Genomic DNA, 26,373 nt, shown 5'->3' with positions numbered 1-26,373 from the left:
GTCACGGGTCAATAGACCAGCTGCGCCGCGCTGCACTGGATCGACTGCACGTTGACGTCGGTACGGCCCAGCTCCAGCCCCAGCACGCTGGCCAGCAGGTTGGTCAGCAGCGAGCCGACGCTGTTGAGCACCGGCCGCAGTGCGGCCAGGATCGGCTTCAGCAGCGTGCACAGCAGGCCGCTGCAGCTGACGCTGCCATCGGGGTTGGTGACGCCGCTGCCGCCGGTGCCGTCGAGGAAACCTGCCGGCGCGGTCTGGATGTACGAGGCCAGGTTGTTGCGAACACAGCCGTTGTAGTCCAGCAGGTTGCCGAGCAGGCTGTCGCAGCGGTTGATCAGCAGGCCGCCGACCAGCGAGCCGAGCAGGCCATCGAGCACGCCCAGGCCCTGGCCGGTGACGGTGACCTTGAATGCATCCCAGACCTGGCCATCCTTGTGGCAGGTGGCAAGGTTCAGCAGGCCACAGGCATAGGGAAGGCCATCGGGTACGGTCCAGCTGTTGAGCGGGGCCAGCTGCCGGCTGGGGTCGCCATCGCGCAGCAACGGGATCAGCTTGTTCACGTCGTAGCGCGTGTTGGGTGGGAAGGTCGCCTGCAGGTAGCGGTCGGCGAGCGCCTTGGCGGTGTCATTCGCACTCATGCCCTGCTGCGGTGAACTGAGCATGCCCGCCAGCACGCGCAGCAGCTCACTGACCAGATCGGAAACGGCGTTGCCCAGCGCCAGTGGATTGATCTGCGTGGAGCCACTCTCGCCGGCTGCCAGGGTCAGGTTCTGCGAGCTGGTCAGGGCGGGCAGGGCGATCTTGTTGGTGATCAGGGGCTTGCCCAGCAGCTTCAGCAGCTGTTCGTTCTGCAGGGTGTTGTCACAGACATTGTTCTTGGAGAAGCGTTGCGCAGGATCGACCTTGCCCACGCAGGCGCGCAGCACCGAGGAGTCGACCTGGATGGTCGCTTTTGGCGGACTGGCGCCGCACTGGATGCCTGTCAGAGTGCCCATCGCATTGGCGACATCGACATGCAGCGGCAGGTGCAGCTGCGTCCCCAGCAGTTGCAGCAGGGGGCCCAGCGCAAACAGGTTGTTGCTGTCCACGTCCACCATCAGCCGGACCTGCGCGTTGTAGGCACGTGAGCCTACGCCGCCGATGGCGATCGACGGTGGTTCGACCACGCCCGCCTGTACGTTGATGCCGAGCAGGTTCAAGCCTTCGACCGCGATGCCATTGCCCTCATTGGCGATGGAGATGGCCGTGCTGATCAGGTTGAGTACGCTGATCTTCGACTCGAGTGCGCTGCCGGCGGTGCCGTCTGGAGAAATGACCTCGGCGAACAGCCCACCGCCGCCGGACTCGCTGCCCAGTGCAATGTTGAGCTTGGTGATGTCCAGCCGGGTGGCGACCAGGTCCGACAGGGCACGCAGCTGCACGCCGACGGTGGTGTTGCGGCCGACCACGGTGGCCGTGGCATCAACCAGTTGCGCCAGCGAGATCTTGTTGACCGCCAGCAGCCGGTTGAAGTCGGCCACGCTCAGGTTGGCGCTGACCGGGATGTTGAGCGCCTTCAACAGGCCCGATGGAGTGATGTTGGCCTGCGCCAGGCCGTCATAGGAAAGCACCGTAGCATTGGTGACATCCAGGCCGATCAGGCGCAGGGTCGACATCAGCAGTGAGTCGCCCCGGGTCCGCAACAGCTGCGAGCCGACCGCAAATACGGCGGTGGGCTCCGAGCGTCGGGCAACGGCCTGCACGCTGACGGTCGGCAGGCTGGTGTTCTGCCCGAAGAACGGCAGCACGCTGCGCTCGGCGACCACCTGGACCGCGTTGCGGGGGTTGCTGGCGTCGATCGTGGTGACGAAACGGTTCGCCGTGCCACGGCTGGCGCTCCAGTTACCGCAGCGGATCTGCAGGCTGCCCGCAAACTTGTTCTGGGTCAGCGCGCTCTGCCGCGCCGCACTGTTGTCGCTGTTGTCCGAGGTGCACAGCTCCAGTCGTTGCGCGCCGGCCAGTGCGGCCAGGTCGGCGACCTTCTGCGCATCACGCTTGGCCCAGAACAGATAGCCGATTTCGATCAGACCCAGCATCGCCAGCAATGCCAGCATGACCAGCATCATGGTGATCGACATGCCGCCAAGCGGGCGGCTGAAACTGAACTGGCGTGGGCGTTTCATGGCCTACCTCAGCGTCCGGATGAGGATGTTCCCTTGGACTTGGCGACATCGGTTTCAAAGAAGTCCGGGATCTCGTGTTCAAAGCTCTTGATGTAGCGGGCATAGCTCAGGGTGGCCTGGTCGCCGAGGATCGGCAGATGCTGGCCGGCCTGCTGCCCTGATGCCTGCAGGCGGAACAGGTTGCGTGCGGTATCGCCGATCTGGCTGCGTACCGGGCGCGTTGCTGGAGCGATGCTGTCGGCGGCGACAACCGCCGTCGGTGTAGCGGGCGCTGCCAGGTCGACCGTAGGCAGTGGCTCGGATTGCAGCGGCTGCGCTGGCGGCGCGGACGGACTACCGCCGCCAAGCATCTGCCCGGTCAACGGTTGTTGCTGCGCTTGCACGGCTCCCGCAACCAGCAGGCAGGTCAATACGGACAGCAGGCGTCGGGACAGGGGTGTCGCGGTCATGGTGTGTTCCCGTTCGGGCGGTCGGAGGCGCTGAAGCGTTCCAGCATCGAGGGCGGCAGGCGCTGAGGGTCGCGCGCATCCCGGGCATCGCGGCGCGGTTCGGCGGCCAGTCGTGTGCTGCCTGTTGTATTGCTGCTGGCCGTCGCCGTCGCCGTCGCCGTCGCCGTCGCCGTCGCAGGGGCGGGTGGCGGCGTGACCGTTGCGGCCGCAGAGGCAGCGGCAGCGGCATGACGTTGCTGCAGGCGGGCACGGATCTGCGCGGCTTGCTGCTGGATGCTGTTACGGGTTTCTTCGTTGAGGTTGGCCTGCTGGGCAAGACGCTCGGCGGTGGCGGTATCGCCACGAAGCACCGCCCATAGCGCCAGGTTGGCGGTGGCCTTGGCGTTGCCTGGTGACAGCTCCAGGGCCTTGGCCAGCGGTTCGCGCGCCTGCTCGAAGCGGCCGGCGCGAAGCCGTGCATAGCCAAGGTCGCCCAGGTAACTGGTATTCAATGGCTGCAGCTGGGTGGCCTGCGCCAGCGCTTGTTCGCTGCCGGCATCGTCATCGCGGCGCGCGGCGATCAGGCCAAGACCATGCGCCGCTGCAGCCGCCTGCGGACCGCTGGACAGTTCGCGGTACAGGGCGATCGCCGCGTCGGCCTGTCCCGTCTCGCGCAATGCATCGGCCTGCAGCAGGCGCAACGCCGGCGGATCGCCGTAGCGCTGGCGGAAGGCGTCGACGTGGGCGAGCGAGGCATACCATGCGCCTTGCTGCTGCATGCGCTCGATCAGCTCCAGGTAAGCGTTGCGGCTGTCCTGCGGTGCCGGTTCTGGTGCCGCCAGGCTGGGGGCACGCAGATACTTCGGCGTGGTCGATGAGCAGCCGCCGGCGACGGCGACGAGAGCAATCAGCAGGCAGGCGTTGCGCAGGGCAGGCATCAGGGCGATCCCATCTTGGACATGGTGGTGGCCAGCGCGACCAGCGCGGGGCCGGCAAGGACCAGCATCAGCGCTGGCAGCAGGGTCAGCATCATCACCACGGTCATCTTCACCGAGAGCTTGCCGACCTTTTCTTTCAAGGTATTGCGGCGCTGTTCGCGCAGGCGGATGCTGAACTGCCGCAACGGCTCCTGCACCGCACCGCCGTGCGCATGCACCTGCAGGATCAGTTGCATCAGGCTGCTCAGGTCGTCGTCGGCATAGACCTCGCTCAAGCGACGCAGTGACTGTGCGCGGGTGCGGCCGTGGGTGTAGGCCACGTTGGCTTCCTGCAGTTCGCCACCGAGTACCGGCAGCGCGTCACGCAGCTTGTCGCCGAGCGTCTGCAGGCTCTGGTCCATGCTGAAGCCCACGCCTTGCAGCAGACGCAGCAGGTCGATCAGCAGAGGCAACTCCTTGTCGACGGCGCGCCGGCGCCGCTTCACCCAGGAAGATAGAACGAACTTGGGCAGCAGCAGGCCGGCGGCCAGCGCACCGATCACCACCATGATCTTCGCCAGCCCCGTGGCATCGCTGACAGCCAGTGCCAATGCCAGTACAAGCAGTGCCAGCAGCAAGCGCAGGCCCAGATAGATCGCAGTGCCGCGACGCGTGTTCCAGCCGGCCAGGTCCAGCAGCAGGCGATCCTCATTGGCCAGCAGCGCCGCTTCCAGGCGACCGCCACTGAGCGCGCGGCCGAATCGCTCCAGCCAGCCCAGTGAATCGCGTTGTGTGGTCTCGTTGTCACGCGCCTCTTCGCGCGGTTGCAGGGCGGTCTTCAACGTGGCCGAGGTACGGTGTTCGCGATGGCTGCGCACCCAGCCGCCGATACCGAGCAGGGCGATACCGGCGGCCAGCACGAGCAGGGAGAGGGCGAACCAGGCGCTGGCGCTCATCGGGCATCTCCGGGGTGGCTGCGGCGGTTCATAGTGATTTGGCCAGGCGATACAGCAGGAACGCTCCGAACAGCTCCAGCCCCAGTGCGATCAGCAGGATCTTGTGGCCGAGTGGATCGTGCAGGACAGGCTGGAAAAATTCGGGGCTGGAGATTGCCATCAGCACGGCGCAGGCCGGTGGCAGCAGCCCCAGCACCCACGCCGACATGCGAGTCTCCGATGTGGTCGCGGCCAGCTCCTGCTGCGCCTGTTCCAGGTCGCGCATGAAATCACCCATGCGCTGCAGGATCTGGTCGGAGCGGCCACCAATGCGCACGCTGACCCCGATCACTACCGACAGCACCTTCAGCACATCCATGCGATACGGTTGCGCCGCCAGTGCGAGTGCACGGTCCAGGTCCATGCCGCTCCGCGCATAGCGCACCGTGGTGTCCAGCAGGCCCCGCAGTGGTGCGCTGGTCTGCATCGATGCCACCTGGAATGCCGCCTGCAGGCTGTTGCCCAGCGCGGTCAGGCGCACCAGGTTGTCGAGGAAGTCCGGCAACTGATGCAGCAGCTGCGCGCGCAGCTTCGATGTCCGCCGCATCACCCACAGCCAGCAGCCCAGCAGGTACAACAGCAGGGTCAGCGGGAACATCCACACGGTGCCGAGCCGCAGCATCGCCACCACCGAAAGCACCAGCCCCGGCACCAGCAGCATGATGGGAAGCTTCCAGCCCGTCTGCAGGCCGGCGCGCTGCAGCAGGCCGTCCAGGGGCAGCACGCGGCGCCCGCTGCTGGCCGGTCGCGGCGGGTCGTTGGCTGCCGCGACCGAGGCGCCTGCAGGGGCTCCGGCACTGGCGTTGCCACGCGCCAGGCGCTGTTCGGCGTGCTGCATCGACGCCTGGCGCTGCTCGCGGCTGCTGGCTGTGCCCCACAGCCAGACCGCCAGCGCCAGCAGCACCGAGATGACGCTCAAAACGCCCAGCAGCGCGCCGGTTCCCATGCTCAGAAGTCTCCGTAGAGCGATTCGCGCAGCTGCAGGCGGAACGGCTCCAGCTTGTGCGAGTGCGGATGGAAGCCCAGCCCGATCCAGCGATCGATCTCCTTGCCGTTGCCGTCGATCTGCAGCTCGTGGCGGAACATTTCCTGGGTGGTGATCAGGTTGTCGCTGACGCCGGTGATCTCGGTGATCGAGACCAGCACGCGGCGGCCGCTGCCAAGGCGCGAGATCTGCACGATGAAGTCGATCGCACTGGCGATCTGCCGGCGCAGGCTGTCCTCGCTGCCCTGGAAGCCGGCAAAGCCGGCCAGCATCTCGATGCGGTACAGGCAGTCACGCGGCGAGTTGGCATGGATGGTCGCCATCGAACCGTCGTGGCCAGTGTTCATTGCCTGCAGCATTTCCAGCACCTCGGCGCCACGCACCTCGCCGACGACGATGCGATCGGGGCGCATGCGAAGGCTGTTGCGCACCAGGTCGCGGATGCTGACCGCGCCCTGGCCCTCGGCGCCACCGATGCGGCTTTCCAGGCGCACCACGTGCGGATGGTTGAGTGACAGTTCGGCGGTGTCCTCCACCGTGATCACGCGTTCGTTGGCCGGCACGTAGCTGGCCAGGGCGTTCAGCAGCGAGGTTTTGCCCGAGCTGGTGCCGCCGGACACCAGGATGTTGCAGCGGCCCAGCACCATCGCCTTCAGCAAGGCCTGCATCGGTGCATCAAAGGTGCCCTTGGCCAGCAGTTCATCGGGGGTGAACGGATCCTTGCGGAACTTGCGGATGGACACCATCGGTCCGTCCACCGCCAGCGGCGAGATGATCGCGTTGAGGCGACCGCCGTTGGGCAGGCGCGCATCGACCATCGGGTTGGAATCATCCAGGCGGCGCCCCAGCGGAGCGAGGATGCGGCGCAGGATGCGCAGCAGGTGGGTATCGTCGGTGAAGCGCTGGGTGGCGCGCTTGAGCTGGCCGCCCTGCGAGACGTGCACATCCTTGAAACCGTTGATCAGGATGTCTTCGATGGACGGGTCGTGCAGCAGGTCATCGAGCGGGCCGAAGCCGGTCAGCTCCTTGACCAGGCCATCGGCGACCACCTGCATTTCCTCTTCGTTGATCGGGATGCGCCACTCCTGGATGAAGCTCACCGTCTGCACCTGCACCCAGCGGGCGATGGTGTCCGGGGCCCAGGAATCGATGTCGATGCGCTCGTCCTCGATGCTGTTGAGCAGGTGCTCATGCGCGGCCGACAGCACCTTCTGGTACTGCTCGGTCTGCGCGAACGGCAGATGGCCCGCCGCGCTCTCGGGCAGCACCGGACGGGCAACGGCATGCGGGAACGGGGTTACCTTGTCTTCCATTGCGATCCACCCAGGGCAAGGGAGAGTCTTTCCCGCAGGCCCTGCGCCTGGACCGGGCACGCGGCCGGATCCAGTCGCGGGACGAGCGGGGCGAGGGCACGCAGGTAGGGGTCGCGCGGTGCATCCTGCAGCAGCAGGTGGCCTTGGCTGGCTGCCAGGCGTACGCGCGGTCGTTCGGGCAACGTTGCCAGCAGCGGCACCTCGAAGCGGCGCGCGATCTGCTCGGGGCTCATGCCGCTGCTGTCGTCGTGGCGATTGATCACCAGCTGCAGGCGCTTCTCGCGTTCACGCTGGCCGGCGAGGTGCTTCAGTGCCTGGTCCAGTGACACCAGCGTGGCGATCGAGGCGTCGGTGACCAGCCAGATCTCGTCGGCCTGGTCCAGCAGCAGCGGCGGCAGCTGACGCAAAGGGCAGCCACCGGCATCGCACAGAACACTGGCGAACACGCCGCGCAGCCGTTGCAGCAACGCGCCCGGGTCCGAGGGCGGCACCGCATCGCTGCCACCTGCACGGTCCAGCAGCACCAGCCCGGACTCATGACGCGCCATCGCGGTGCGGGCCAGGGTAGCGTCGATGCGGCTGGCATTGCGCAGCGCATCCTCGTAGTGGAAGCGGCTGTCGAGATTGAGGTACAGCGCGAGGTCGCCCGAGGGTTGCGCCAGTTCCAGCAGCAGGCCGTCCTGCTGCAGTGCCTCGCCCTGGGCCAGCGCACGGGTCTGCTGCGCCAGCACCGACAGATGCGCTGCAAGGGTGCTGGTGCCGACGCCGGCGCGCACCCCCAGCAGCACGATCAGGCGTGCCTTGTGTGCCAGCTGTGCCGAGGGAGCCGTTCGTGGCGACAATGCGCGGCGCAGTGCGGCTTCGATGCCGGTGTTGTCGCTGTCCAGGTCCAGCACGTCACGCAGGCCCACGCGCAGCGCCATCACCACGCCTTCCACCTGGCCGGCACTGGTGGCTCCGACCGCGACCAGCATCAGGTCCGGCTCGGTCTGCTGAAGTTGCTGTGCAAGCACGCTGGAGGCGGCCGCGTGCTCGGGACGGAAATCGAGAAGCACCAGGCTTTCCGGGCCGCGCTGCAGGTCCTGCGCGGAGGTCGGCATGCTGCTGTCCTGCCAATGCAGGGTCGTGGTCGGCGGCAGTTTGGCCGCCAGCCGGGGCAGCAGTTCGCGATCCATGCCGTACAGGACCAGGTTCATCGGTGGTCCTTGTGGATGCAGCGGCTGGGCGGTGGCGTAGGGCATGGTCGTGGTATCACAGGCATCATGGAATCAGCGCGAGAAGCCGGGCACCGGGTCCTGGCTGATCGGACCCAGCAGCCAGGCGCCCCATTCGGGCATGTGCGGCTTGGCTTCGCGGTCGCCGGGCAACGGCAGTTCGGTGTTGCGCGCCAGCGGCTTCACCAGCCGCGGCGTGACGATGATCACCAGTTCCTTGTCCTGGCGCTTGTAGTCGAAGTTGCGGAAGAACGAGCCGATGATCGGCAGGTCACCCAGCAGCGGAATCTTGCCGACGCTGGAAACCACGTTGGAGCTGACCAGGCCACCGATCACGAAGCTCTCGCCGTCGCCGAGCTCGACCGTGGTGTCTGCGCGCCGGGTAGTGATTGAGGGAATCTGCACGCCGTTGAGCGCGATGGCGTTGCTGTAGTCCAGGTCGCTGGCTTCCGGTGCGACTTTCAGGGCGATGCGGTTCGGCGCCAGTACCGTCGGCGTCACGGTCAGGCCGATGCCGAATGGCTTGTAGGTAATGGTGGTGGTACCCAGCCCCTGCGGTTCCAGGATCGGCAGTTCGCCACCGGCAAGGAAGCTGGCACTCTGGCCGGACAGCGCGACCAGTGTCGGTTCGGCCAACACACGCGCCATGCCGTTGCTCTGCAGCAGGTCGACATCGGCGTTCCACAGGCCCTTGGTCGAGCCGAACACCAGGCGGAATGCGGAGGAAATGGGCGACTCGGCTTCATTGCCGGAGTTGCCTTCCTTCATCCCGGGAAGGATGCCGGTGTTGCCCGGCAACTGGCCGCCAGGGCGGGCGAAGCCGTAGGCGAAGTTGCCATTGCGGTTCTGGAAGCTGATGCCGATCTGCTTCAGTGCGGTCTTGTTGAACTCGACCACCTTGACCTCGACCTGGACCACGCCGCCGCTGCTGATCGTCGATGTGTCAGCAAGCGTGCCGTCCTTGCCCAACGCCATCGCCGCGGTGCGTTGTTCCTGCATGTGCGAGAGCACGCTGTCGGTGCTTCCCTGCAGCAGGCCCTGGTTGTCCTGCTGGGTGAACACCAGCCCGCCCGAGCCCGTGTCGGCCGCACCCTGCACGGCACTCTGCACCCGCACCTGCATGCGCTGCGGTTCGGCCTGCTTGCGGTGCCAGAGCAGAAGCGTGGTGGTGCCCGGTGCCTTGCCGACCAGCAGGGCTTGGCGCTGGCCACGCAGCATCACGATGTCGGCCACGCCGGGGTCGGCGATGGCGACCCGCTCCAGGTCGGCTGGCAGCGTCCAAGGCCGCTGCTCACGTGCCTGCAGCACCAGGTCGTCGGCCGCCACGCTTGTTGCCGGTGCCAGCAGCACCAGCAGCAGGGCCAGCCAGCGCTGGCGGGGGGAGAGGCGTGGACTGCGGCGACGTTCGGTCATGGATGCGCTCGATGCAGGTCAAAGGGAACCACGGGGAGCAGAGCTGTCCCCGCGGATGATTTCGATGCCAGGGGCGCGCGGCGCACTGTGACGCACCGCAGGTACACGTGCCGGCGTCTGCGGGTTGGCACGTGCCGGGGAGGTCCCGCGGCCAGCCAGCGCATCGTCGTCGATACCGGCGAAGGCATGGTTCTCCGGTCGCTGCAGGGCAAGCTGCTGTTCCGCATCCAGGCCGCGCAACGGATCGATCACCCCGCGTGACTGCGGGAACAGGGCGAGGTCGGGCAGGCCGGTATCAGCCGGATTGCGCAGGGCCAGGAACAGCTTGCCCTGCTGCGCCCCCAGCAGCAGGCGATTGGCATCGGCCACCGGGACCGCCAGCACCGCACTGCGTGCCGGTTGGGTGGTTTCGCTGCTCGTGGTGTGGCTGCTGCCGCTTCCGGTGATGTCGGCGGCACGCGGGTCGTTGCGGTTGTCGCCTTCGTTGCTGGCAACAGCGTCGCTGGTAGCCGGGGCGATATCCTGCTGGCCATAGCTGAGCACGCGCAGGCGGGACAGCAGCAGGCGCGTCTGTGCAGCCTCGCCCGGGCCGCTGGCGTTGGGCTGGGCGTTGCGCAGGTTGAGGAAGACGTCGACGAAGTCGCCGGGCAGGATGCGGTTGCCAGCGCCGACCAGTTCATCGACCGGCACCGCAAGGGCGCGCTCGCCCGGGCGCAGCTGCAGCGAGAATCCCTGCGCCAGTGCGCTGCTGCTGATGGCGGTGCCTTCGGCGATATCCTGCACCGGCACCTTGCCGACGACGGAAGCGATGCTGGTGGCGGCACCGGCGACCGGCGCGGTGCGCTGCGCCAGGCGCAGCCCGTTGGCGGTGATTGGTTCGCCGGCCGGCAGGCGCGCTACCGATTCCACCACCGTGATCGCCTGGGCCTCGCTCTGCGCGACCGGAGCCACTGTGGCCGGTGCGTTCGGCTTACGCCCGATCATGAAGGCGACCAGGGCCAGCAGCACGGCCAGCCCGATCAGGGCAACGGCGGCGATGCGGGTCAACTTGAGCATGGAACCGTCTCCTGTACCGATCGTCAGTTGCCGCTGCCGAGGTCGAGCTGGGCGACCGCGACGCTGCGGATGGGGGCCTGCATCACCCACTTGTAGAGCGTGGCGGTGCCGGGCAGGAAGGGATGGCTGGCGTAGTCGTAGCTGACTGTCACGGTCATGCACTGGGCCGTGGCCAAGCCCGCGCAGGGCGCCTGCGGCGACACCACGACGGCGTTGCTGCCGCCATTGCTGCAGTCGACGGTCTGTGCTGAAAACTTCAACAGCCATTGCATCGAGTTGCGCGCCGCGACGCATGCCGCTGTACGGCGCTCATTGGCATTGCCATAGCGCAACGATGCGCGCGCACCCTCGGCCGAGGCGGTGGCCAGGGTCTGCTGCGCAGCCATGATCATCACGCCGGAAAAGGTGAACATCAGCAGCGGCAACAGTCCAAACATCAGCATCAACGCGAACTCGATGCTGGCGACGCCACGCTGCCGGCGGGGGCTGCGGGAGTTCATGACACACCTCCGTAGGCGCTGATGAGGATCCAGCCGATGGCGGAAATCGCCAGGTAGGCTGCATAGGGAATGCCGTGGCGTCCCTGCCGGGCGCTTTGCATGTCACGGAGTGCAGGATGTGATTGCCAGTGCGAACTGGCGCGGTCTACCTGGGCCTGCAGGCCGAACGGCAACAATGCGCCCAGCCGACGCGATACCAGGACGATCGCCGCATGGGCGCCGGCAGCGAGACTGGCCGCGATCCAGATCGGCAGCAATGCCTGCCAGCCCAACATCAGCCCCAGCACCGAGAAGAACTTGACGTCGCCAGCGCCCATCCAGCGGAGTGCATGGAATGGCAGCAGCGCGACCAGGCCCAGCGCCGCGCCGGCGACGTGGGGTCCCCACGGCAGGCGCGGCGCGCTGAACTGGCCAGCGACGATCAGGACAACCGCGATCACGCACGCCGACAACAGCCAGGTGTTGGGTACCCGGCGGGCGTACAGGTCGCTGATCGCGATCCGCAGGCACACGCCGATGGCCAACAGTCCCAGCAGTGTCATCGCACCCTCCATTGTCCGTCAGTGGACGGTCAGCAGTTGCTGTCCCTGATCAGCCTGGGACGCGGCTCAGGCCGGCGGGGTGCCCGATGCCTTGTCGGCAAGCTTGGTGAGATTCTCAAAGAGCGTTTCGAAGAAATCCTTGATCTGCGTGCTGCCCAGTGCGATCAGGACACCCGCAATCACAGCAGCCAGCAGGCCGTACTCGAGTGCGGTAACGCCATCTTCTTCCTTCAGGAACCTGCGGATCGATGCGTTCATGATGCTTGTCTCCCTCTACCTGTCTGCAACAGGACACCTGCGTTGGGCGGTGGCCCGGCTCCGCCGGGATCGTCCGTGGACCTCCGCCCATCCTGGCGGAGGAGGCACGGCGGGACGGGCCCGCTGTGCTCAAGCAGGGTGATCGTTTCCAGGAAGGACGCCGGCCGCGCGACTGCGACCGCACGGCGCCGGGCCGGTGGTCGAAGTATCGTGCGATGCGTGCATGTTCATGCGTTCCCCCTGGATGCGGCCACTCTTGAAGGGCCGGATCACCGTGATATCGACTTTGCCTGAATGGCGGCCCGCTGCAACCGGAACCTATATGCAAATTCGGCAGAAAACACTCGGACCTTAAACTTTCAGATTGTTTCTGTGACGAGAATCCGTTCGCCGGCAAAATCGTTCATCGACGTGCAGATAATGTGATCCCTTGAAGTGATCGCATGCGAAAACCGTGCCAAACACGACAACAAGCCCTTCACCTGTGTATCGATTTTATTCAATCCATTCCGTGGGTTTACCCGCGAATATTATCGGGCATACTCGCATTCAAGCTATGGAGTTTTCCCGGGTGGCTGAGCGGCATTGATCGTTCCCATCCCGGCAACGGCAGCGGTTCCTGGAACGGTGTGCGTCCTGTCAGGCAGTGGGGGCCGCATCGCATGACGGATCAACGGGGGGACGACACTGTCATGGTCGATGGTGGGGTAGGAGACAGCGACGACAGCGGCCTGCGGTCGATCGACCTGGCGACGCTGAGCGGCGTGCTTCGTGTGTGTGATGTCGAATTGCTTCTGCTCGATGGCAACGGGCCACGGGCGGCCTTCGCTTCGCGCGTGCACGAGGAGGCCCTGTTCTGCAGCATCAGCTGTGGTTTCCATTGCCGTGGGCGCTTCATGCTGCCGCCGGACTGGGCGATGCTGGGGTATATCCACGCCACCGATGAAACGCTGAGCTGGTGTCACGGAGTGCCACTCACGCCAGGAATGGCGTTGATCGTCATGCCCGAGGGTATCAGTGAGTTCACGCTGAGCCCCGGCACCCATATGACCCTGATGCTGGTACCGGTGGCGCGCGTGCAGCGCAAGCTGACCGAACTGAGCCTGCGCAGCACGCCGCCCGCAGGCCAGGCGCTGTCCTTGTTCAATCTAGCCAGTGATTCTGCGCCATTGGCGGGGCACTACCAGCAACTGCACCAGCAGCTGGGGCAGGGCATCGCCCTGCAGCCGGATGAAACCGAACGCCTTCTGCATGGGCACGTGCAGGCGCTGCTCGGCGCCGGTGCAGCAGACCGCCCGGGATGCAGTCGCGCACGCCGGACGCATTATCTGATCGCGCAGCGTGCGGAGAACTTCATGCGGCTCAACCTGCGCCGCAATATCTACATGAATGAAATCTGTGATGCCGCTGGCGTCAGCGAGCGCGGCCTGCGCTACGCCTTCGAGGACCTGTTCGGCACCTCTCCCAACCGCTACCTGTCGATGCTGCGTCTGTGCGCGGCCTGCCGCAGCCTGTCGATGGCCGATTCCAGCCGTCGCTCGGTGAAGGCCATCGCGCTCAGCTGCGGCCTGTGGGACCTGTCGCGCTTCGCCGACAATTACCGCAAGGTCTTCGGCGAATTGCCGCGCGATACCTTGATGCGCGCGCCGGCGCAGATCGGCCAGCCGGCCTGACCTTAGCGGTACAAGGGCTTCCCCGACGTTTCTGCCGGAATTGCATATCCGCTTGCCGATATGGTTGCCGCTTCTGCATAACCGGCTGCCGATTCCGACCGTGGATTTGCCGGAATGCGCGATTGCCGTGCCGGAATGAAGTGCGCAGCCACCGTTGCAAGCGCTGAAATGTCAGTCACCTGCCTAACGGCAAGTCCACTGACATTCCAGTTGTTCGCCTACGGGGGAAATGCTCATGAACCGCATCTACCGGCGTGTATGGAACCGCCAGCTCAATGCTCTGGTTGTGGCCTCGGAACTGGCCACCGGCGATAGCGGCGGCGGTGCCGCGCGCGATCCGCGCAGTGTCCTGCTGATGCCCACGGTGCTGGCGCTGGCACTGCTGTGTGCGCTGGCCAGCGGCCACGCAGGAGCATCAGAAACCAATCAATCGCTGCGCGACCTGCAGGCATTGGCCGCCAAGTATGCGCAGCCGATGCCGGTGAAGGTCGATGCCGAAGTGGCATTGGCCGCCGCCTCGCGCCAGGCGCAGAGCAGCCCTGCGATCAGCGCCGATGCACGTGTCGGCCTGCAGCTGAGCACTGCCTCGCTGCCGGTGGTGCGCGATGTGTTGCCGGCCAGCGTGCAGGTGAATCTGGCGGCGAACACCACGCCGAAGCAGGTTGCCGTTCCGGCACTGGCCGCCGATGTCCGCGCCAACATCGGGCTGGGTCATGCAGCGTCCAATGCAACGAAGGTTGATGCATCGCTGGCGGCACAGGTTGCGCCGTCCGCGCATGCACCGCTCGGCGTGGCTGCGGATGCGCGGGCGAAAGCCAACGTTGGCGTCGCCGGTGCGCAGGTGGCCTCGATCGATACCGGCGCCACGGCGGCGGCCGGCATCAGCAGTACCTCGGCGGGTTCGTTGCCTGGGCTGAAGACCTCGGTCGATGGCAAGGTCGATTCGCAGCTGAAGCTGGCTGGGCACCAGATCAATGGCCAGGGCCAGGTCAAAGCGACGGCAGCGGTCACGCTTCCGGCCAAGGAAGAACTGCCGGGCGAAACCCACGACCGTGCGATCACTGCAGCTTTCGATACCGGCGTCGCCGGCAACGTGCGCCTGCAGGCGCCGGATGGGCAGGAAGTGGTGGCCGACCGCAATCTGAAACTCGCCGGCCAGGCAACGGTCGCGGCACAGAACAGTGCGTTGGGTGTGGGCGGCCTGGTGGGCGGCGTGGTGGGCTCTGCGGGTAGTGCGGTGGGTGGCGCGCTCAACGGTGTGGTCGGCACAGCTGGCAGCGCGGCGGGCGGCGCACTGAACGGTACCGTTGGCTCCGTCGGTGGTGCAGTCGGCGGTGCGCTCAACGGCACCGTTGATACTGTTGGCAGTGCGGTGGGCGGCGCACTGAACGGCACGGTTGGATCCGTCGGTGGTGCAGTTGGCGGTGCGCTCAACGGAGCGGTCGGCACCGTCGGTGCAGTCGGTGGTGCCGTGGGTGGCGCACTGAACGGCACCGTTGGATCCGTCGGTGGTGCAGTTGGCGGTGCGCTCAACGGCACCGTGGGTACTGTTGGCAGTGCGGTGGGCGGCACGCTCAACGGAGCGGTCGGCACCGTCGGTGCAGTCGGTGGTGCCGTGGGCGGCGCACTGAACGGTACTGTCGGTAACGTCGGCAGCGCGGTGGGCGGTACACTCAACAACACGGTTGGCGCGGTGGGCAGCACCGTTGGCGGTGTGCTCAACGGCGCGACCGGCGGCAGCAGCGGTGGCCTCGGCGGCCTGCTGGGCAACACGCTGGGTAACGTCGGCGGTGCCGTGGGCAACCTGCTCAACGGCAACCTCAATGGCACCATCGGCAATCTCGGCAGTGCCGTGGGTGGCCTGGTCGGTGGCACGCTGAGCGGCCTCGGCCTGACCAAGCCCTCGGCGATTCCGCCGACCAGTCCGAAGGCGCCGGCACCGGCCGACCCGAATGCGGGTTTGATCATCGGCACCGGCGGCCTGGTTGGCAACGTCGGCCAGCTGATCGGCCCGACCACCACCAGCCTGTTTGGCGGCAACGGCTACCTGAGCAACGGCAACCTCAAGCTCAGCAACGCCAACGTGATGCAGACCTACTCGACGGTCAATGTGCTGGGCCTGCCCGTGGTCAACCTGTCGCCGGTCGGCAGCACTCTCAACGGCCTGGGTGGCGCCGTCACCGGCGGTAGCTCGCACCTGACCCTGATCGGTGGTGTCACCTCCGACAGCTACATCTACAACATCAACAACGGCAATCCGGGCGGCCTGCTCGGGCTGCTGCTGCCGAAGGATTCGCCGGCGTGGGCGGCCAAGTGCCTGGACATCGCCCTGGCCGACATCTCCTGCTGGGCCGTCAACGCCGCGCAGGACTACCAGGTGCTGATGGGTGACGGCGCCTTTGCCAACGGTTCGAAGGAAGTGGTGATCGGCGCCAATGCCCGCCACGAGCTGCCGAAGGTCGATGCCAACGTCGCCTTCCCGGGTGCCGGCACCAATGATCCGAGCAACCCGACCGGTGTCCCGACTGCGGACTATGCCGCCCGCATGGGTCATTCGGTGATCGTCGGCGACAGCGCCGTCGGTACCGCCAATGGGCAGACCCTGCTCGGTGCCGAGGCGACGTCGAACCAGGCCAACTCGGTCGCCCTGGGCTACCGCTCGGCCGCGCTGCGCGGCGCCCAGGCCAGCTACAGCGCCTATGGCCTCACTGCACCGCAGGTCTCTGCCGGTGAAGTGTCGGTGGGCACCGCAGGCGGCGGCGAACGCCAGATCACCAACGTCGCTGCTGGTAGCGTCAACACGGACGCGGTCAACGTGGCGCAGTTGAAGGGCGCAATCAGCCTGATCAACGGCGTGGCCGATGCCGCAGTGACCTACGACCTGGATGGCGCCGGCAATCCGAACTATCGCCGGGTAACGCTCGGTGCGGGCACCGGCACCACCACCATCGGCAACCTGGCCGCTGGTGCGGTCAGTGCCGGTAGCCTGGAAGCGGTCAATGGCGGCCAGCTGGCGACGACCAACGCCGCCATCGCCGGCTTCTTCGGTGGTCGCGCGGCCTTCGATCCGGCCAGCGGTGCCTTCACTGCACCACTGTTCGAGATCAGCACCATCTCCACCGGCGGTGCGATCGCCAAGGGTCTGTATGAGAACGCCACCGATGCCTTCGCCGCGGTCGATGGTTCGCTGGTCAACCTCAACACGCAGATCACCGACATCCGCAACGGCGGCACCAAGTACCTGCGGGTGAACTCGACCGGCACCGAAGCCCTGGCCAGTGGCACGGACTCGATCGCCGTCGGCACCAATGCCCGCGCCACCGCCGCCAACAGCATCGCGGTGGGCGCCGGCAGCCTGGCCGACCGTGCCAACTCGGTGTCGATCGGTGCGGCCGGAGCCGAGCGTCAGGTCACCAACCTGGCCGCGGGTACCGCAGCGACCGATGCGGTCAACGTCGGTCAGCTGCAGGCGTCGGAACAGGGGGCACTGCGCTATGACCTCAATGGCGACGGCAGCGTCAACTACGCCAGTGCCACGCTCGGCCAGACCGGCACCGCCACCACGCTGCGTAATCTCGGCCCGGGTCAGGTCAGTGCCACCAGCAGTGAGGCCATCAACGGTGCCCAGCTGTTTGCGGCCAACCAGGCCGTGGCCACTCATCTCGGTGGTGGCGCAGCGGTCAACGCCAGCGGCGTGCTGACCGCACCGACCTACTCGATCAACAACGTCGCCGCCAACGGCACCGTGACCAAGGGCAGCTACAACGATGTCGGCACCGCCTTCGACGCGGTCAGCAACTCGCTGGCCAACGTCGCCGACCAGACCGATGAGATCGACAAGCTGGCCGTGAAGTACGACGTCGATGGCAGTGGCAACGTGCTCAACAGCGTGACGCTGACGGGTACCGGCACCGGCGCGGTGAAGATCACCAACGTCGCCGCCGGCAGCATCCTGGCCGGCAGCAGTGATGCCATCACCGGCGACCAGCTGTTCAGCACCAACAGCACCGTCGCCAACTACTTCGGTGGCACCACCGCGTACAACGGCACCACCAACGTGTGGACCGCGCCGAAGTTCAGCATCTCCAGCATCGCCACCGACGGCACCTTTACCAGCGGCGACTACAACAATGTCACCGCCGCCTTCACTGCGGTGGACGGCTCGCTGAAGGTCCTCAACCAACGCATCACCAACAACAGCGGTGGCAGTGCCTACCTGGCAGTGAACTCGACCGCAGCGCCTGCAACGGCTGCCGGTGCGGAAGCGGTGGCGGTCGGCCCGCAGGCCAGTGCGGCCGGTGCCAACAGCGTGGCGGTCGGCAACGGCGCCAGCGCCAGTGCCGGCAACAGCGTCGCCCTGGGTGCCGGGTCGGTGGCCAGCGTCGGTGCGCAGAGCGGCTACACCGGCGCCTATGGCCAGACCGGCGCCAGCAACTCGGCCGGTGAGGTTTCGGTCGGCAGCACCGGCAGCGAGCGCAAGATCACCCATGTCGCCGACGGTTCCGATACGTACGACGCAACCAATGTCGGCCAGCTGAAGAACGGCGTGAACTACGCCATCGACGAATCGAAGAAGTACACCGACCAGAAGATCCAGAACATCACCAACGTGGCCGGCAGCTTCCGCGCCAACAACACCAACAACCTGGCCGATCCGTCCGCCAGCGGTGCCAACTCGGCCGCAGGTGGCGCAGGCTCCACCGCCGCCGGTGCCAACTCGACCGCGCTGGGCAATGGCTCGCAGGCGCAGGCCGACAACTCGGTGGCGCTGGGTGCGGGTTCGGTGGCGAACCGGGCCAACACGGTCTCAGTGGGTGCCGCCGGTGCCGAACGCCAGGTGGTCAACGTGGCCGACGGTTCGCAGGCGACCGACGCGGTCAACGTACGCCAGCTGCAGGCCTCGCAGCAGGGTACGATCCGTTACGACACCACGGTGAACGGCGCGACCAACTACAACAGTGTCACGCTGGGCAGCACCAACAGCGGCCCGACCACGGTGCGTAACGTCGCCGCCGGCACCGCCGGTACCGACGCAGTCAACGTCGACCAGCTGAAGTCGGGCATGGCGCAGACCCTGGACTGGTCGAAGGCCTACACCGACGAGCGCATGGGTGGCTTCGAGCGCGACCTGCGCAAGACCGACAACCGCGCCTCGGCCGGTATCGCCTCGGCAATGGCCACCGCAGCACTGCCGCAGCCCAGCGAAGCGGGCCGCAGCATGGCCTCGGTCGCCGCCGGCAGCTACAACGGCGAGTCGGGCGTGGCGGTTGGTATCTCCGGTGTCTCCGAAGGAGGGCGCTGGATCTACAAGTTCAGCGGCTCCACCAACAGCCGTGGCGAGGCCGGTGTGGCCGTCGGTGCCGGCATCCAGTGGTGATCCCCGCCGCCGGGCCGCACGCGCGGCCCGGCATCGCGGAAACGTCCAAAGGGGGAATGACATGAAACAGCATCGCATCGCCCGCACCGGCCAGATGGCCGCAGTGCTGGGCCTGGTCCTGGGAATGGGCCTGCTGGCCGCCTGCCGCAGCCATGCGCCGGCAGCCGAAGGTCCTGCCGAAACCACCGCCGTGCAGTTCCCGGAGGCCTCGAAGGCCTCGTTGAAGGAAGGCATCTATCCCGACGTCGCCGACCTGCGCCGCTTCGCGCCGGGCATGAGCAAGCGCCAGCTGTACACGCTGCTGGGCACGCCGCATTTCAACGAGGGCATGTGGGGCGTGCGCGAGTGGAACTACCTGTTCAACTTCCGCACTGCGCAGGGCGCGGAGTACTTCACCTGCCAGTTCCAGGTGCGATTCGACAGCAAGGGCATCGCCCAGGGTGGCTACTGGAAGCCTGAATCATGTGCGGCGGTGCTGGACCCGCCGCGGCCGCCGGCCCCGCCTGCACCGGCGCCGTTGCCGGAGCAGCCGTTGCGCCTGTCCGCCGATGCGCTGTTCGGTTTCGACAGCGCGGTGCTCAGTGCCGAAGGCCAGCAGGCCGTGCAGGGCGTACTGGCGCAGGTGCGCGAGGCCAGTCAGGTGCAGTCAATCCGGGTGACCGGGTATACCGACCGTATCGGCAGTGCCAGCTACAACCAGGCACTGTCGCAGCGACGTGCCGAGGCCGTGCGCAGCGCGCTTGTGCAGGGCGGCGTGCCTGCAGCCAGCATCAGTGCCGAAGGACGCGGCGCGGCCGAGCCGATCGTGCAGTGCGAGCAGCGCAACCGTCGGGAGCTGATCGCCTGCCTGGCGCCGAACCGGCGCGTGCAGATCGCGGGTGTGGCGCAGCCACGCTGAGAATCCTGCGCCGGGGCAAGTGCCCGGCATCCCGAGTCCCCCCTGACCGCCGGCAGGACGTGGCCACGTCTCCCCCGTTGTCCACGCCTGCCGGCGGCTCAGGTTTTCCATGGTGCACGCGATGAACGCCCAATTCCTGCCTCTTTCCATGAAGACGGAAACCACACTGAGTGTGTACGGCCAGCTCGGCAATCATGCGGTGGTGCGCATTCCCGGGCGGCGACTGCCGGGGTTGATCCTGCAGGCCGATACCGTGGCCGGCTTCCTCGCCCAGCTGCAGGAAGCCCAGGCCTGCCTGCGCAGTGGGCGCGCACAGCGCACCGACGCCGAGCTGGACATGCTGATCGACGTGCTGCAGCAGTGGTATGCGCTGATTGAATCGCGCCTGGCCGATGCCGGCGAGGCGCTGTAGAAGAAAAAGGGGACGGAGGGGATTAAGTCGTTCTTGCCCCGGCTGTGCCGGAAACGACTTAATCCCCTCCGTCCCCTTTTTTCTAGGCGCGGGCGCGGACCAGCCAGCAGGCGGCATCCACGCGCACCCGGTCGCCTTCGATGAAGGGCGCGAACGCGGCCAGCGCCTTGTTTCGAAGTGCGTCGGCGCGGTCTTCCGGCATCGCGCGCAGGGCCAGTCCCAGCGGGCCAAGTTGGCCGACATAGGTTGGCAGCTCATCGCGGGCGATCGAACAGGGCAGGTCGACCGCAACCACTTCGACGTCCTTCCAGCCGGCCGCCTGCAGAAGCCGCTGTACCCGCTTGCCATCGCCAAAGGCGAACTGGCCCGGTGCGCCAGGCGCACGGGGTGTCAGCTCGAGTTCATCAGCAATGGCGCGTTCGGCCGTGGTCATGAACGGGTTCTCGTCGGCACTGCGCCAGGCGATGAAACGCAGGCCCGCGCCTGGCGCTGCGGCACGATGAAGGTTGGCGAAGGCGGCCTGGCTGTCCTCGAAGAACATCACGCCCAGCCGCGACTGGATCCAGTCGAAGTGCGCGGAGGGCAGCGGATGCCGCTGCGCGTCGGCGACGATGAAGTCCGCGTCCAGTCCCGCCGTTTCTGCGCGCTGCCGGGCCAGAGCCAGCATCGGCGCGGAGATGTCCAGGCCGGTGCCGTGCGCGGCAGGGCGAGCCGCTGCGGCGGCCAGCAGGCTTGCGCCGGTGCCACAGCCGATATCGAGCAGGTGCGTGACGGATTCCGGAAGTTCGGCCACCAGCAGGTCGGCCATCGGCTGGAACAGACCGTCGAGGATGGCCTGCTGGGCGACCCAGATCTGGCCGCCAGGGCCATTCCAGAGCGCATTCTGATCAACGGGGGATGTACTGGCCATGGCCTTGTCCTGCCGGGAAGTTGCCCATAGGTTGATGCTTGAAGGCGACTTGAGGTCAAGCTCATGCGTGAACTGGATATCGGCGAGGTAGTCAAGCGCAGTGGCGTGCCGGCCTCGACCCTGCGTTATTACGAACAGTTGGGCCTGCTGCAGGTGCTGGGGCGGCGCGGCCTGCGCCGGCAGTACGACGAGCAGGTGCTGGAGCGTCTGGCGCTGATCGGTCTCGGCCAGGCGGCGGGACTGTCGTTGCAGCAGATCGGTGCATCGCTGCCGCCACAGCGTGGGTGCATCTCGCTGGACCGGGAGGCCCTGTTGGCACAGGCCGATGTGCTGCAGCAGCAGATCACCCAGCTGCAGCGGGTGCGCCGCCATCTACAGCGCGCGGCTGCCTGCCCGGAAGCGCAGGATGCGCGCCAGTGCGGTTCGTTCCGCAAGTTGTTGCGGGCCCAGCAGCGCCTGGCGGGTGGGTGAACCCGCGCAGCCTCGTCAATCGCGGGTACTGATTTCCCAGGTGGCATGCAGCACGCCCGGCACGTGTTCCATCCGCGCCAGCACAACGTCCAGCTCATCGGCACTCACGGCGGTACTGACCAGCACCGCGATCACATCGGTGGGCGCATCGGCATGCTCGACCACCTGCACATCACCGACCGGATACTGCGCCGCTTCCAGCGCATCGACCAGGCGTTCGCGTACACGTGGCACCGCTTCGGCATCCACACTCAGGCGCACCTCGTAGGTGGCCTCGGTGGCAGTCTCGTTGATCGGGATGCGGTTGATCGCATTCACCAGCGGCCGCAGCAGGGTGTTGCCGGCGATGATCAAGACCGTCAGCAGCACGCCTTCGGCCAACATGTCCGCGCCGGTGCAGCTGCCGACCGCGGCCGAGCACCACAACGTGGCGGCGGTGTTCAGCCCGCGCACGTTCATGCCTTCCTTCATGATCACGCCGGCACCGAGGAAGCCGACGCCGGAGACCACGTAGGAGATCACCCGCACCGCCTCGGCGCTGCCGGCGATGCGCATGCCCAGGTCGACGAAGGCAGCGGCGCCGACGGCGACCAGCACGTTGGTGCGCAGGCCGGCGGTGCGTTGGCGGTACTGGCGCTCGGCGCCGATCAGCGTGCCCAGCACGAAGGCGGCCAGCAGGCTGACCACGGTGTCGGCGAAGGGACCGGCCTGGAAGGTTTCAATGAAGCGCATGGCCGGAGTCTACCCGGTCGAGGTGACAGTAGATCCACGCCATGCGTGGATTTCGAGGCGGCCAGAAACGACTTAATCCCCTCCGTCCCCTTTTTTGCGGGGTCAGTCGGTGTCCTCGACCCGCTCGCCCATCAGTTCGCGCTGGCGCTTGTCCAGTTCCTCGGCGTAGCGCTTGCGCACGAAGGCTTCGGAGACCACGCCCAGCACCTGGCCGTCGGCGGCGACCACGGCCAGTTCGTCGGCCTGGGTCTGGTCAAAGCGCTGCATCACCGTAACCACGTCCGCGCCTGGCAGCAGCGACACGTCGCGGTTCTCGGCCAGTTCGCCAATGGCGGTTTCCGGCTTCACGCCGTCGCCGTACACGCGCGGAATCTGCACGATGCCGGCGTAGTGGCCTTCGCTGTCGATCAGGATCACCCGGCTGCCCGAGCCCAGCGGGAAGCGCTGGCGGAAGGCGGCGGCGTCGAGGTCGGCCGGCGCGGTGGCCACGCCCTTGCGCATCAGCCGGCCGGCGTTGAGGTTCTGCACCCAGCCCACGTCGCGCGCGCTCTTGATGGTCTCGCCGCGCAGGTGCATGCGCCAGGTCGAGAACGAATAACCGAACCACTGCCGCACCAGCGTGCTGGAGACCAGCACCGCGCTCATCACCACGCTGGTCAGCAGGAAGTCGTGGGTGCCTTCCAGTACCAGCATGGCCATGGTCATCGGTGCGCCGACCACCGCCGCGGCCAGCGCTGCCATCCCGGCCAGTGCGGCCGAGGTGGCGTCGATCACCGGCACGCCGGTGGCCATCGCCAGCAGGCCGGCGAACAGGGCGCCGACCAGGGTGCCCATGAACAACGAGGCGAAGAACAGGCCGCCACGGAAACCAAACCCGAGCGAGATGCCGGAGGCCAGGCACTTCAGGGTCAGCAGGCCACCGATCCAGATCAGTGGCAGGTGCGTGGTCAGGTCCAGGTGCAGGGCGCCATGGCCGGACGACAGCACCTGTGGGCTGGCCAGCGCCAGCGGGATCAGCAGCAGGCCACCGACCACCGGCCGGCCCCACAGCGGCAACGGACTGCGCTTGACCGTGCCCTCGATCGAGGCAATCAGCCGCATCACCGCGATGCCGACCATCGCGCAGCAGCACCCCAGTAGGCCGTAGATGGCGTAGTCGGCGGCGCGCACATCAATCGTCGAGGCAGCGGGCAGCAGATAGGCCTCGATGCCGGCCTGGTCGGCCACGAATGCACCGGCCAGCGCGGCGACCGCCACCGGCGCCAGTGCGGCCGGGGTGTAGGCGCCGATGACGATCTCGAAGGCGTAGAACGCGCCGGCCAGCGGCGCACCAAAGGCGGCGGCGATGGCACCGGCGGCACCGGCGCCGACCAGGATGCGCACATCATTGCGGCGCAGGCGCATCACCCGGCCCAGCTGCGAGCCGCTGCCGGCACCCATCTGGGTATAGGAGGCCTCCAGCCCGACCGAGGCGCCACAGCCGTTGGACAGCAGGGTCTGGGTCAGCACGATCAGGTTGTCGCGCATCGACATGCGGCCGCCATGCAGGGCGTTGGCTTCCACCGCATCCAGCAGGGGCCGCTTGAGCCGGGTCGCGGCCAGGCTGACCAGCCCGACCAGCAGGCCACCGAGCGGCAGCACCAACAGCGCGGTCCAGGTCAGCGAGGGCAGGGAGCTCAGGCGCATGCCTTCGTCCAGCCCGTACAGGGTGCCCTGCAGCCAGCGTGCGATGCCGGATTGCAGCAGGGTCAGGTAGCCGGCGATCAGGCCGACCAGCAGGGCCAGCGCGATGAACCAAAGGTCGCTGCCGCGCAGCCGCAGGCGCAGGCCCTGGAAGGCCAGATGCAGGCGCGATGGCAAAGCAGACGGTGACATGGTGGCGGCATGATACGCCGCCACCGTGATCGCCACCGTCACTGCATCGGGCGGTTACCGGCTCAGAAGCGGTAGCGGCCCTGCAGGTAGAAGGTGCGTGGCGCGGCCACCATGCGGCCGGCGTTGCCATCGACGTTGCGGGTGTACCAGCGCTTGTCGGCCAGGTTGTTCACGCCCAGCGCGATCTCGCTGTCGCCCAGTCCCGGTACCTGCCAGGCCACCTGTGCATTCCACAGCCGCACGCCGGGCACGCGGCCCACGCGCGCATCGGCGCTCTCGGCCCAGGTGTTGGCGGCGTCGGAGTACTGGCCGCTCTGGTGGGTGCTGGAGACGTTGAAGGTCCATCCGGCCAGCGCGTAGCGGGCGCCGACGCTGTCGGTGTCGCGCGAGTAGAAGGGCACGTCCAGGCCGCGGTTATCACCGGACTGCTGGATCGCCTTGGTCCAGGTGTAGTTGGCATACAGCTCCAGCCCGGCCAGTGCGCTGTCCTCGGCGAAGTGGTACTCCAGCGCGCTTTCCACGCCCTTGTGGTCGGTGGCACCGATGTTCTGGAAGGTCGGCGGGGTGATCCCCGGCACCTGCAGGATCTGGTTGTCGAAGCGCATCTTGAACACGGTCACTTCCGCGCGCAGTGCGCCGTCCTGCCAGCGCGCGCCCAGCTCGGTGGTCCTGGCGATTTCCGGATTCAGCGGGTTGCTGGCGGTCTGCGAATTCAGCTGGATGTTCTGCACCGGCCCGAACGAGGTGGTGTAGTTGCCGAACACGGTCAGCTGCGGGGTCAGCAGGTAGGCGATGTTGAGCGAGGGCAGCGCCTTGTCGTTGCGGCTGCTGACGGTCGCCGCGCCTCCGGACTGGCGGCGGTCCATGTCGATCCACTCCATGCGCACGCCCGGGGTGATCCGCCACTGGCCGATCGCGATGCGGTCGTCAATGTAGAAGGCATGTGCGTCGGTGGCGTTGTCGAAGCGGTTGGTGGCGCTGGCCACACCGGTACGGCGGGTGACGGTGTAGCTGCGGTCGTTGCCGCGCTCGCGCAGGAAGCGGTAGCCGGCGGTGATGTCGTGCACGCTGGCGCCCCAGTGCAGGCGCTGGGTGTAGCGCGGCTCGATGCCGAGCACACGGTAGTCGCGCGGCTGCACGGTCAGCTGGGTATTGGCGGCGTTGATCAGCGAGCTGGCACGGCTGCTTTCGTTGTAATAGGCCACTACCTCGAACTCGCTGTTGGCCGACAGCGTGTTGGTGTAACCCAGGTCGATGCCGGTGCGGTGGCCTTTCCAGAAATCGGTGGGGCGCGTGTTCTGGAACGGGTCGGCCTCGTACTGGGCGCGGGTCAGGCCGCCCGGCGTCAGCGAGCGCACATCGTAGTAGGACAGCTTGGCGCGCAGTTCCTGCTGTTCGTCGATGGCATAGGCGAACTTCAGCGCGAGGTCGTTGAAACGGTCATCGCTGCCCTGGCGCCAGCCGCGGCCATCCTGGCCGGAGTACAGCAGGGCCGCGCCCAGGCCGTTGTCGCCGGTGCCGCCGAGGAAGGCGTTGTACTGGGTGCTGTCACCGCCGCCATGGTCGTAGGCGGTGTAGCGCACGCCCGCTTCGCTGTGCAGGCCGGCCTCGGTGGGAATGGCGCGGGTGCTGAAGTTGATGATGCCGCCCACGTTCTGCGGCCCGTAGCGCACCGCGCCGCCGCCACGCACCACGTCGATCGACTCGATGTTGGACAGGCTGGTCGGTGCGAACGACAGCTGCGGCTGGCCATACGGCGCCACCGCCAGCGGTACACCATCCAGCAGTACGGTCGAGCGCGGCGAGTAGCGCCCGGTCAGGCCGCGCACGCCGATGTTCAGCGAGACCGAGCTGCCGGCGGTGCCGGAGTTGTCGGTGACCTGCACGCCGGGGATGCGGCGCATGGCATCGCCGATGCTGGCCGCGCCGCTGGCCTCGATGCGCTGGCGGTCGACCACCGTGCGCGCGCCGGCGAAGCTCTTGACGCTGTCATGCAGGCCGGTGCCCAGCCAGCTGCCGGAAACCTGGATGCTGTCCAGCGTGGTGGCACCGTCCTGGGCGAAGGTGTTGGCAGCCGGAAGCAGGCACAGGGCGAGGGCGGCGGCCAGCGGCAGGCGGGCCGTTTGCGGGGCGTGGATGGGCATCGATGCAGGTCGTGGATGGGCGTAAATGAGAATTATTGCTGATTCCATTCGCCAATGGAATGCGTCTCCGGTTCATGCCGGTGGGCCGGTGGTAAAGT

At 67.2% G+C, this 26,373-nt stretch carries 21 protein-coding genes; 5 read left to right on the top strand and 16 right to left on the bottom strand.

Annotated elements, in window-relative coordinates; genetic code table 11:
* Positions 1 to 8: 8 nt before the first annotated feature.
* The 12 genes from SMAL_RS11835 to SMAL_RS11780 all read right to left on the bottom strand — a co-directional run bounded on the left by SMAL_RS11835 (position 9) and on the right by SMAL_RS11780 (position 11,783).
* Positions 9 to 2,162, bottom strand: coding sequence for a TadG family pilus assembly protein (locus SMAL_RS11835; protein WP_012511349.1), 2,154 nt, complete (start codon positions 2,160 to 2,162; stop codon positions 9 to 11).
* A gap of 8 nt (positions 2,163 to 2,170) precedes the next feature.
* The gene (locus SMAL_RS11830; RefSeq protein ID WP_012511348.1) at positions 2,171 to 2,611 is read right to left on the bottom strand and encodes a DUF3613 domain-containing protein; all 441 of its coding nucleotides are present in this window, start codon (positions 2,609 to 2,611) and stop codon (positions 2,171 to 2,173) included.
* Positions 2,608 to 3,528: a tetratricopeptide repeat protein gene (locus tag SMAL_RS11825; RefSeq protein WP_012511347.1), complete on the bottom strand. Its 921-nt coding sequence runs from the start codon at positions 3,526 to 3,528 to the stop codon at positions 2,608 to 2,610. Before SMAL_RS11825 ends, SMAL_RS11830 begins: the two co-directional genes overlap by 4 nt.
* Entirely contained in the window at positions 3,528 to 4,463 is a 936-nt protein-coding gene (locus SMAL_RS11820) for a type II secretion system F family protein (RefSeq protein WP_012511346.1), read from the bottom strand. Before SMAL_RS11820 ends, SMAL_RS11825 begins: the two co-directional genes overlap by 1 nt.
* 28 nt (positions 4,464 to 4,491) lie before the next feature.
* Positions 4,492 to 5,448, bottom strand: coding sequence for a type II secretion system F family protein (locus SMAL_RS11815; RefSeq protein WP_012511345.1), 957 nt, complete (start codon positions 5,446 to 5,448; stop codon positions 4,492 to 4,494).
* A 2-nt stretch (positions 5,449 to 5,450) separates the two neighbouring features.
* Entirely contained in the window at positions 5,451 to 6,800 is a 1,350-nt protein-coding gene (locus SMAL_RS11810; protein WP_012511344.1) for a TadA family conjugal transfer-associated ATPase, read from the bottom strand.
* Positions 6,785 to 8,041: a CpaE/TadZ family protein gene (locus SMAL_RS11805; protein WP_041864539.1), complete on the bottom strand. Its 1,257-nt coding sequence runs from the start codon at positions 8,039 to 8,041 to the stop codon at positions 6,785 to 6,787. The genes SMAL_RS11810 and SMAL_RS11805 overlap by 16 nt, the downstream gene beginning before the upstream one ends.
* Before the next feature lie 27 nt (positions 8,042 to 8,068).
* The gene (locus SMAL_RS11800) at positions 8,069 to 9,427 is read right to left on the bottom strand and encodes a type II and III secretion system protein family protein (protein WP_012511342.1); all 1,359 of its coding nucleotides are present in this window, start codon (positions 9,425 to 9,427) and stop codon (positions 8,069 to 8,071) included.
* An 18-nt stretch (positions 9,428 to 9,445) separates the two neighbouring features.
* Complete coding sequence (cpaB, locus tag SMAL_RS11795) at positions 9,446 to 10,483, bottom strand: Flp pilus assembly protein CpaB (protein ID WP_012511341.1); 1,038 nt, start codon at positions 10,481 to 10,483, stop codon at positions 9,446 to 9,448.
* Positions 10,484 to 10,506: 23 nt separating this feature from the next.
* On the bottom strand, positions 10,507 to 10,983 hold the full coding sequence (locus SMAL_RS11790; protein ID WP_012511340.1) for a TadE/TadG family type IV pilus assembly protein: 477 nt from the start codon (positions 10,981 to 10,983) through the stop codon (positions 10,507 to 10,509).
* Complete coding sequence (locus SMAL_RS11785; RefSeq protein ID WP_012511339.1) at positions 10,980 to 11,525, bottom strand: A24 family peptidase; 546 nt, start codon at positions 11,523 to 11,525, stop codon at positions 10,980 to 10,982. Before SMAL_RS11785 ends, SMAL_RS11790 begins: the two co-directional genes overlap by 4 nt.
* Positions 11,526 to 11,591: 66 nt before the next feature.
* Entirely contained in the window at positions 11,592 to 11,783 is a 192-nt protein-coding gene (locus SMAL_RS11780; RefSeq protein ID WP_012511338.1) for a Flp family type IVb pilin, read from the bottom strand.
* Between the two features lie 692 nt (positions 11,784 to 12,475).
* Here SMAL_RS11780 and SMAL_RS11775 point away from each other — a divergent pair.
* From SMAL_RS11775 to SMAL_RS11760, 4 genes are all read left to right on the top strand, one after another.
* Positions 12,476 to 13,456, top strand: coding sequence for an AraC family transcriptional regulator (locus SMAL_RS11775; protein ID WP_041864538.1), 981 nt, complete (start codon positions 12,476 to 12,478; stop codon positions 13,454 to 13,456).
* Positions 13,457 to 13,691: 235 nt separating this feature from the next.
* The gene (locus SMAL_RS11770; RefSeq protein ID WP_012511336.1) at positions 13,692 to 18,833 is read left to right on the top strand and encodes an ESPR-type extended signal peptide-containing protein; all 5,142 of its coding nucleotides are present in this window, start codon (positions 13,692 to 13,694) and stop codon (positions 18,831 to 18,833) included.
* A gap of 61 nt (positions 18,834 to 18,894) precedes the next feature.
* The gene (locus tag SMAL_RS11765) at positions 18,895 to 19,731 is read left to right on the top strand and encodes an OmpA family protein (protein ID WP_012511335.1); all 837 of its coding nucleotides are present in this window, start codon (positions 18,895 to 18,897) and stop codon (positions 19,729 to 19,731) included.
* A gap of 121 nt (positions 19,732 to 19,852) precedes the next feature.
* Positions 19,853 to 20,143 (top strand): DUF6959 family protein, encoded by a 291-nt coding sequence (locus SMAL_RS11760; RefSeq protein WP_019659952.1) that lies wholly within the window; start codon positions 19,853 to 19,855, stop codon positions 20,141 to 20,143.
* An 82-nt stretch (positions 20,144 to 20,225) separates the two neighbouring features.
* Here the strand turns inward: SMAL_RS11760 and SMAL_RS11755 are convergent, their stop codons facing one another.
* Positions 20,226 to 21,053 carry a class I SAM-dependent methyltransferase gene (locus SMAL_RS11755; protein WP_012511334.1) on the bottom strand — a complete coding sequence of 276 codons (828 nt, stop codon included), beginning with the start codon at positions 21,051 to 21,053 and terminating at the stop codon, positions 20,226 to 20,228.
* 63 nt (positions 21,054 to 21,116) lie between these two features.
* Here SMAL_RS11755 and SMAL_RS11750 point away from each other — a divergent pair, with 63 nt between their 5' ends.
* The gene (locus tag SMAL_RS11750) at positions 21,117 to 21,524 is read left to right on the top strand and encodes a MerR family transcriptional regulator (protein ID WP_012511333.1); all 408 of its coding nucleotides are present in this window, start codon (positions 21,117 to 21,119) and stop codon (positions 21,522 to 21,524) included.
* A gap of 15 nt (positions 21,525 to 21,539) precedes the next feature.
* Here SMAL_RS11750 and SMAL_RS11745 read toward each other — a convergent pair whose 3' ends face one another.
* The 3 genes from SMAL_RS11745 to SMAL_RS11735 form a co-directional block, all read right to left on the bottom strand.
* Positions 21,540 to 22,256 carry an MgtC/SapB family protein gene (locus SMAL_RS11745; RefSeq protein WP_012511332.1) on the bottom strand — a complete coding sequence of 239 codons (717 nt, stop codon included), beginning with the start codon at positions 22,254 to 22,256 and terminating at the stop codon, positions 21,540 to 21,542.
* 102 nt (positions 22,257 to 22,358) lie between these two features.
* Entirely contained in the window at positions 22,359 to 24,131 is a 1,773-nt protein-coding gene (locus tag SMAL_RS11740; protein WP_012511331.1) for a chloride channel protein, read from the bottom strand.
* A gap of 62 nt (positions 24,132 to 24,193) precedes the next feature.
* A complete protein-coding gene (locus SMAL_RS11735) occupies positions 24,194 to 26,275 on the bottom strand; it encodes a TonB-dependent receptor family protein (RefSeq protein WP_012511330.1) in 2,082 nt (693 codons plus the stop codon).
* Between the last annotated feature and the right edge of the window lie 98 nt (positions 26,276 to 26,373).

Origin of the sequence: Stenotrophomonas maltophilia R551-3 (assembly GCF_000020665.1) — a bacterium.
GTDB classification, from domain to species: Bacteria; Pseudomonadota; Gammaproteobacteria; order Xanthomonadales; family Xanthomonadaceae; genus Stenotrophomonas; species Stenotrophomonas maltophilia_L.
The sequence above is the reverse complement of the archived record's forward strand: the minus strand, read 5'-3'. Positions and strand labels throughout refer to the sequence as shown.

Excerpts from the sequence above, each read along its gene's own strand:
- SMAL_RS11835 (WP_012511349.1), bottom strand. The coding sequence starts at position 2,162 with ATGAAACGCCCACGCCAGTTCAGTTTCAGCCGCCCGCTTGGCGGCATG.
- SMAL_RS11830 (WP_012511348.1), bottom strand. The coding sequence starts at position 2,611 with ATGACCGCGACACCCCTGTCCCGACGCCTGCTGTCCGTATTGACCTGC.
- SMAL_RS11825 (WP_012511347.1), bottom strand. The coding sequence starts at position 3,528 with ATGCCTGCCCTGCGCAACGCCTGCCTGCTGATTGCTCTCGTCGCCGTC.
- SMAL_RS11820 (WP_012511346.1), bottom strand. The coding sequence starts at position 4,463 with ATGAGCGCCAGCGCCTGGTTCGCCCTCTCCCTGCTCGTGCTGGCCGCC.
- SMAL_RS11815 (WP_012511345.1), bottom strand. The coding sequence starts at position 5,448 with ATGGGAACCGGCGCGCTGCTGGGCGTTTTGAGCGTCATCTCGGTGCTG.
- SMAL_RS11810 (WP_012511344.1), bottom strand. The coding sequence starts at position 6,800 with ATGGAAGACAAGGTAACCCCGTTCCCGCATGCCGTTGCCCGTCCGGTG.
- SMAL_RS11805 (WP_041864539.1), bottom strand. The coding sequence starts at position 8,041 with ATGCCCTACGCCACCGCCCAGCCGCTGCATCCACAAGGACCACCGATG.
- SMAL_RS11800 (WP_012511342.1), bottom strand. The coding sequence starts at position 9,427 with ATGACCGAACGTCGCCGCAGTCCACGCCTCTCCCCCCGCCAGCGCTGG.
- cpaB (WP_012511341.1), bottom strand. The coding sequence starts at position 10,483 with ATGCTCAAGTTGACCCGCATCGCCGCCGTTGCCCTGATCGGGCTGGCC.
- SMAL_RS11790 (WP_012511340.1), bottom strand. The coding sequence starts at position 10,983 with ATGAACTCCCGCAGCCCCCGCCGGCAGCGTGGCGTCGCCAGCATCGAG.
- SMAL_RS11785 (WP_012511339.1), bottom strand. The coding sequence starts at position 11,525 with ATGACACTGCTGGGACTGTTGGCCATCGGCGTGTGCCTGCGGATCGCG.
- SMAL_RS11780 (WP_012511338.1), bottom strand. The coding sequence starts at position 11,783 with ATGAACGCATCGATCCGCAGGTTCCTGAAGGAAGAAGATGGCGTTACC.
- SMAL_RS11775 (WP_041864538.1), top strand. The coding sequence starts at position 12,476 with ATGGTCGATGGTGGGGTAGGAGACAGCGACGACAGCGGCCTGCGGTCG.
- SMAL_RS11770 (WP_012511336.1), top strand. The coding sequence starts at position 13,692 with ATGAACCGCATCTACCGGCGTGTATGGAACCGCCAGCTCAATGCTCTG.
- SMAL_RS11765 (WP_012511335.1), top strand. The coding sequence starts at position 18,895 with ATGAAACAGCATCGCATCGCCCGCACCGGCCAGATGGCCGCAGTGCTG.
- SMAL_RS11760 (WP_019659952.1), top strand. The coding sequence starts at position 19,853 with ATGAACGCCCAATTCCTGCCTCTTTCCATGAAGACGGAAACCACACTG.
- SMAL_RS11755 (WP_012511334.1), bottom strand. The coding sequence starts at position 21,053 with ATGGCCAGTACATCCCCCGTTGATCAGAATGCGCTCTGGAATGGCCCT.
- SMAL_RS11750 (WP_012511333.1), top strand. The coding sequence starts at position 21,117 with ATGCGTGAACTGGATATCGGCGAGGTAGTCAAGCGCAGTGGCGTGCCG.
- SMAL_RS11745 (WP_012511332.1), bottom strand. The coding sequence starts at position 22,256 with ATGCGCTTCATTGAAACCTTCCAGGCCGGTCCCTTCGCCGACACCGTG.
- SMAL_RS11740 (WP_012511331.1), bottom strand. The coding sequence starts at position 24,131 with ATGTCACCGTCTGCTTTGCCATCGCGCCTGCATCTGGCCTTCCAGGGC.
- SMAL_RS11735 (WP_012511330.1), bottom strand. The coding sequence starts at position 26,275 with ATGCCCATCCACGCCCCGCAAACGGCCCGCCTGCCGCTGGCCGCCGCC.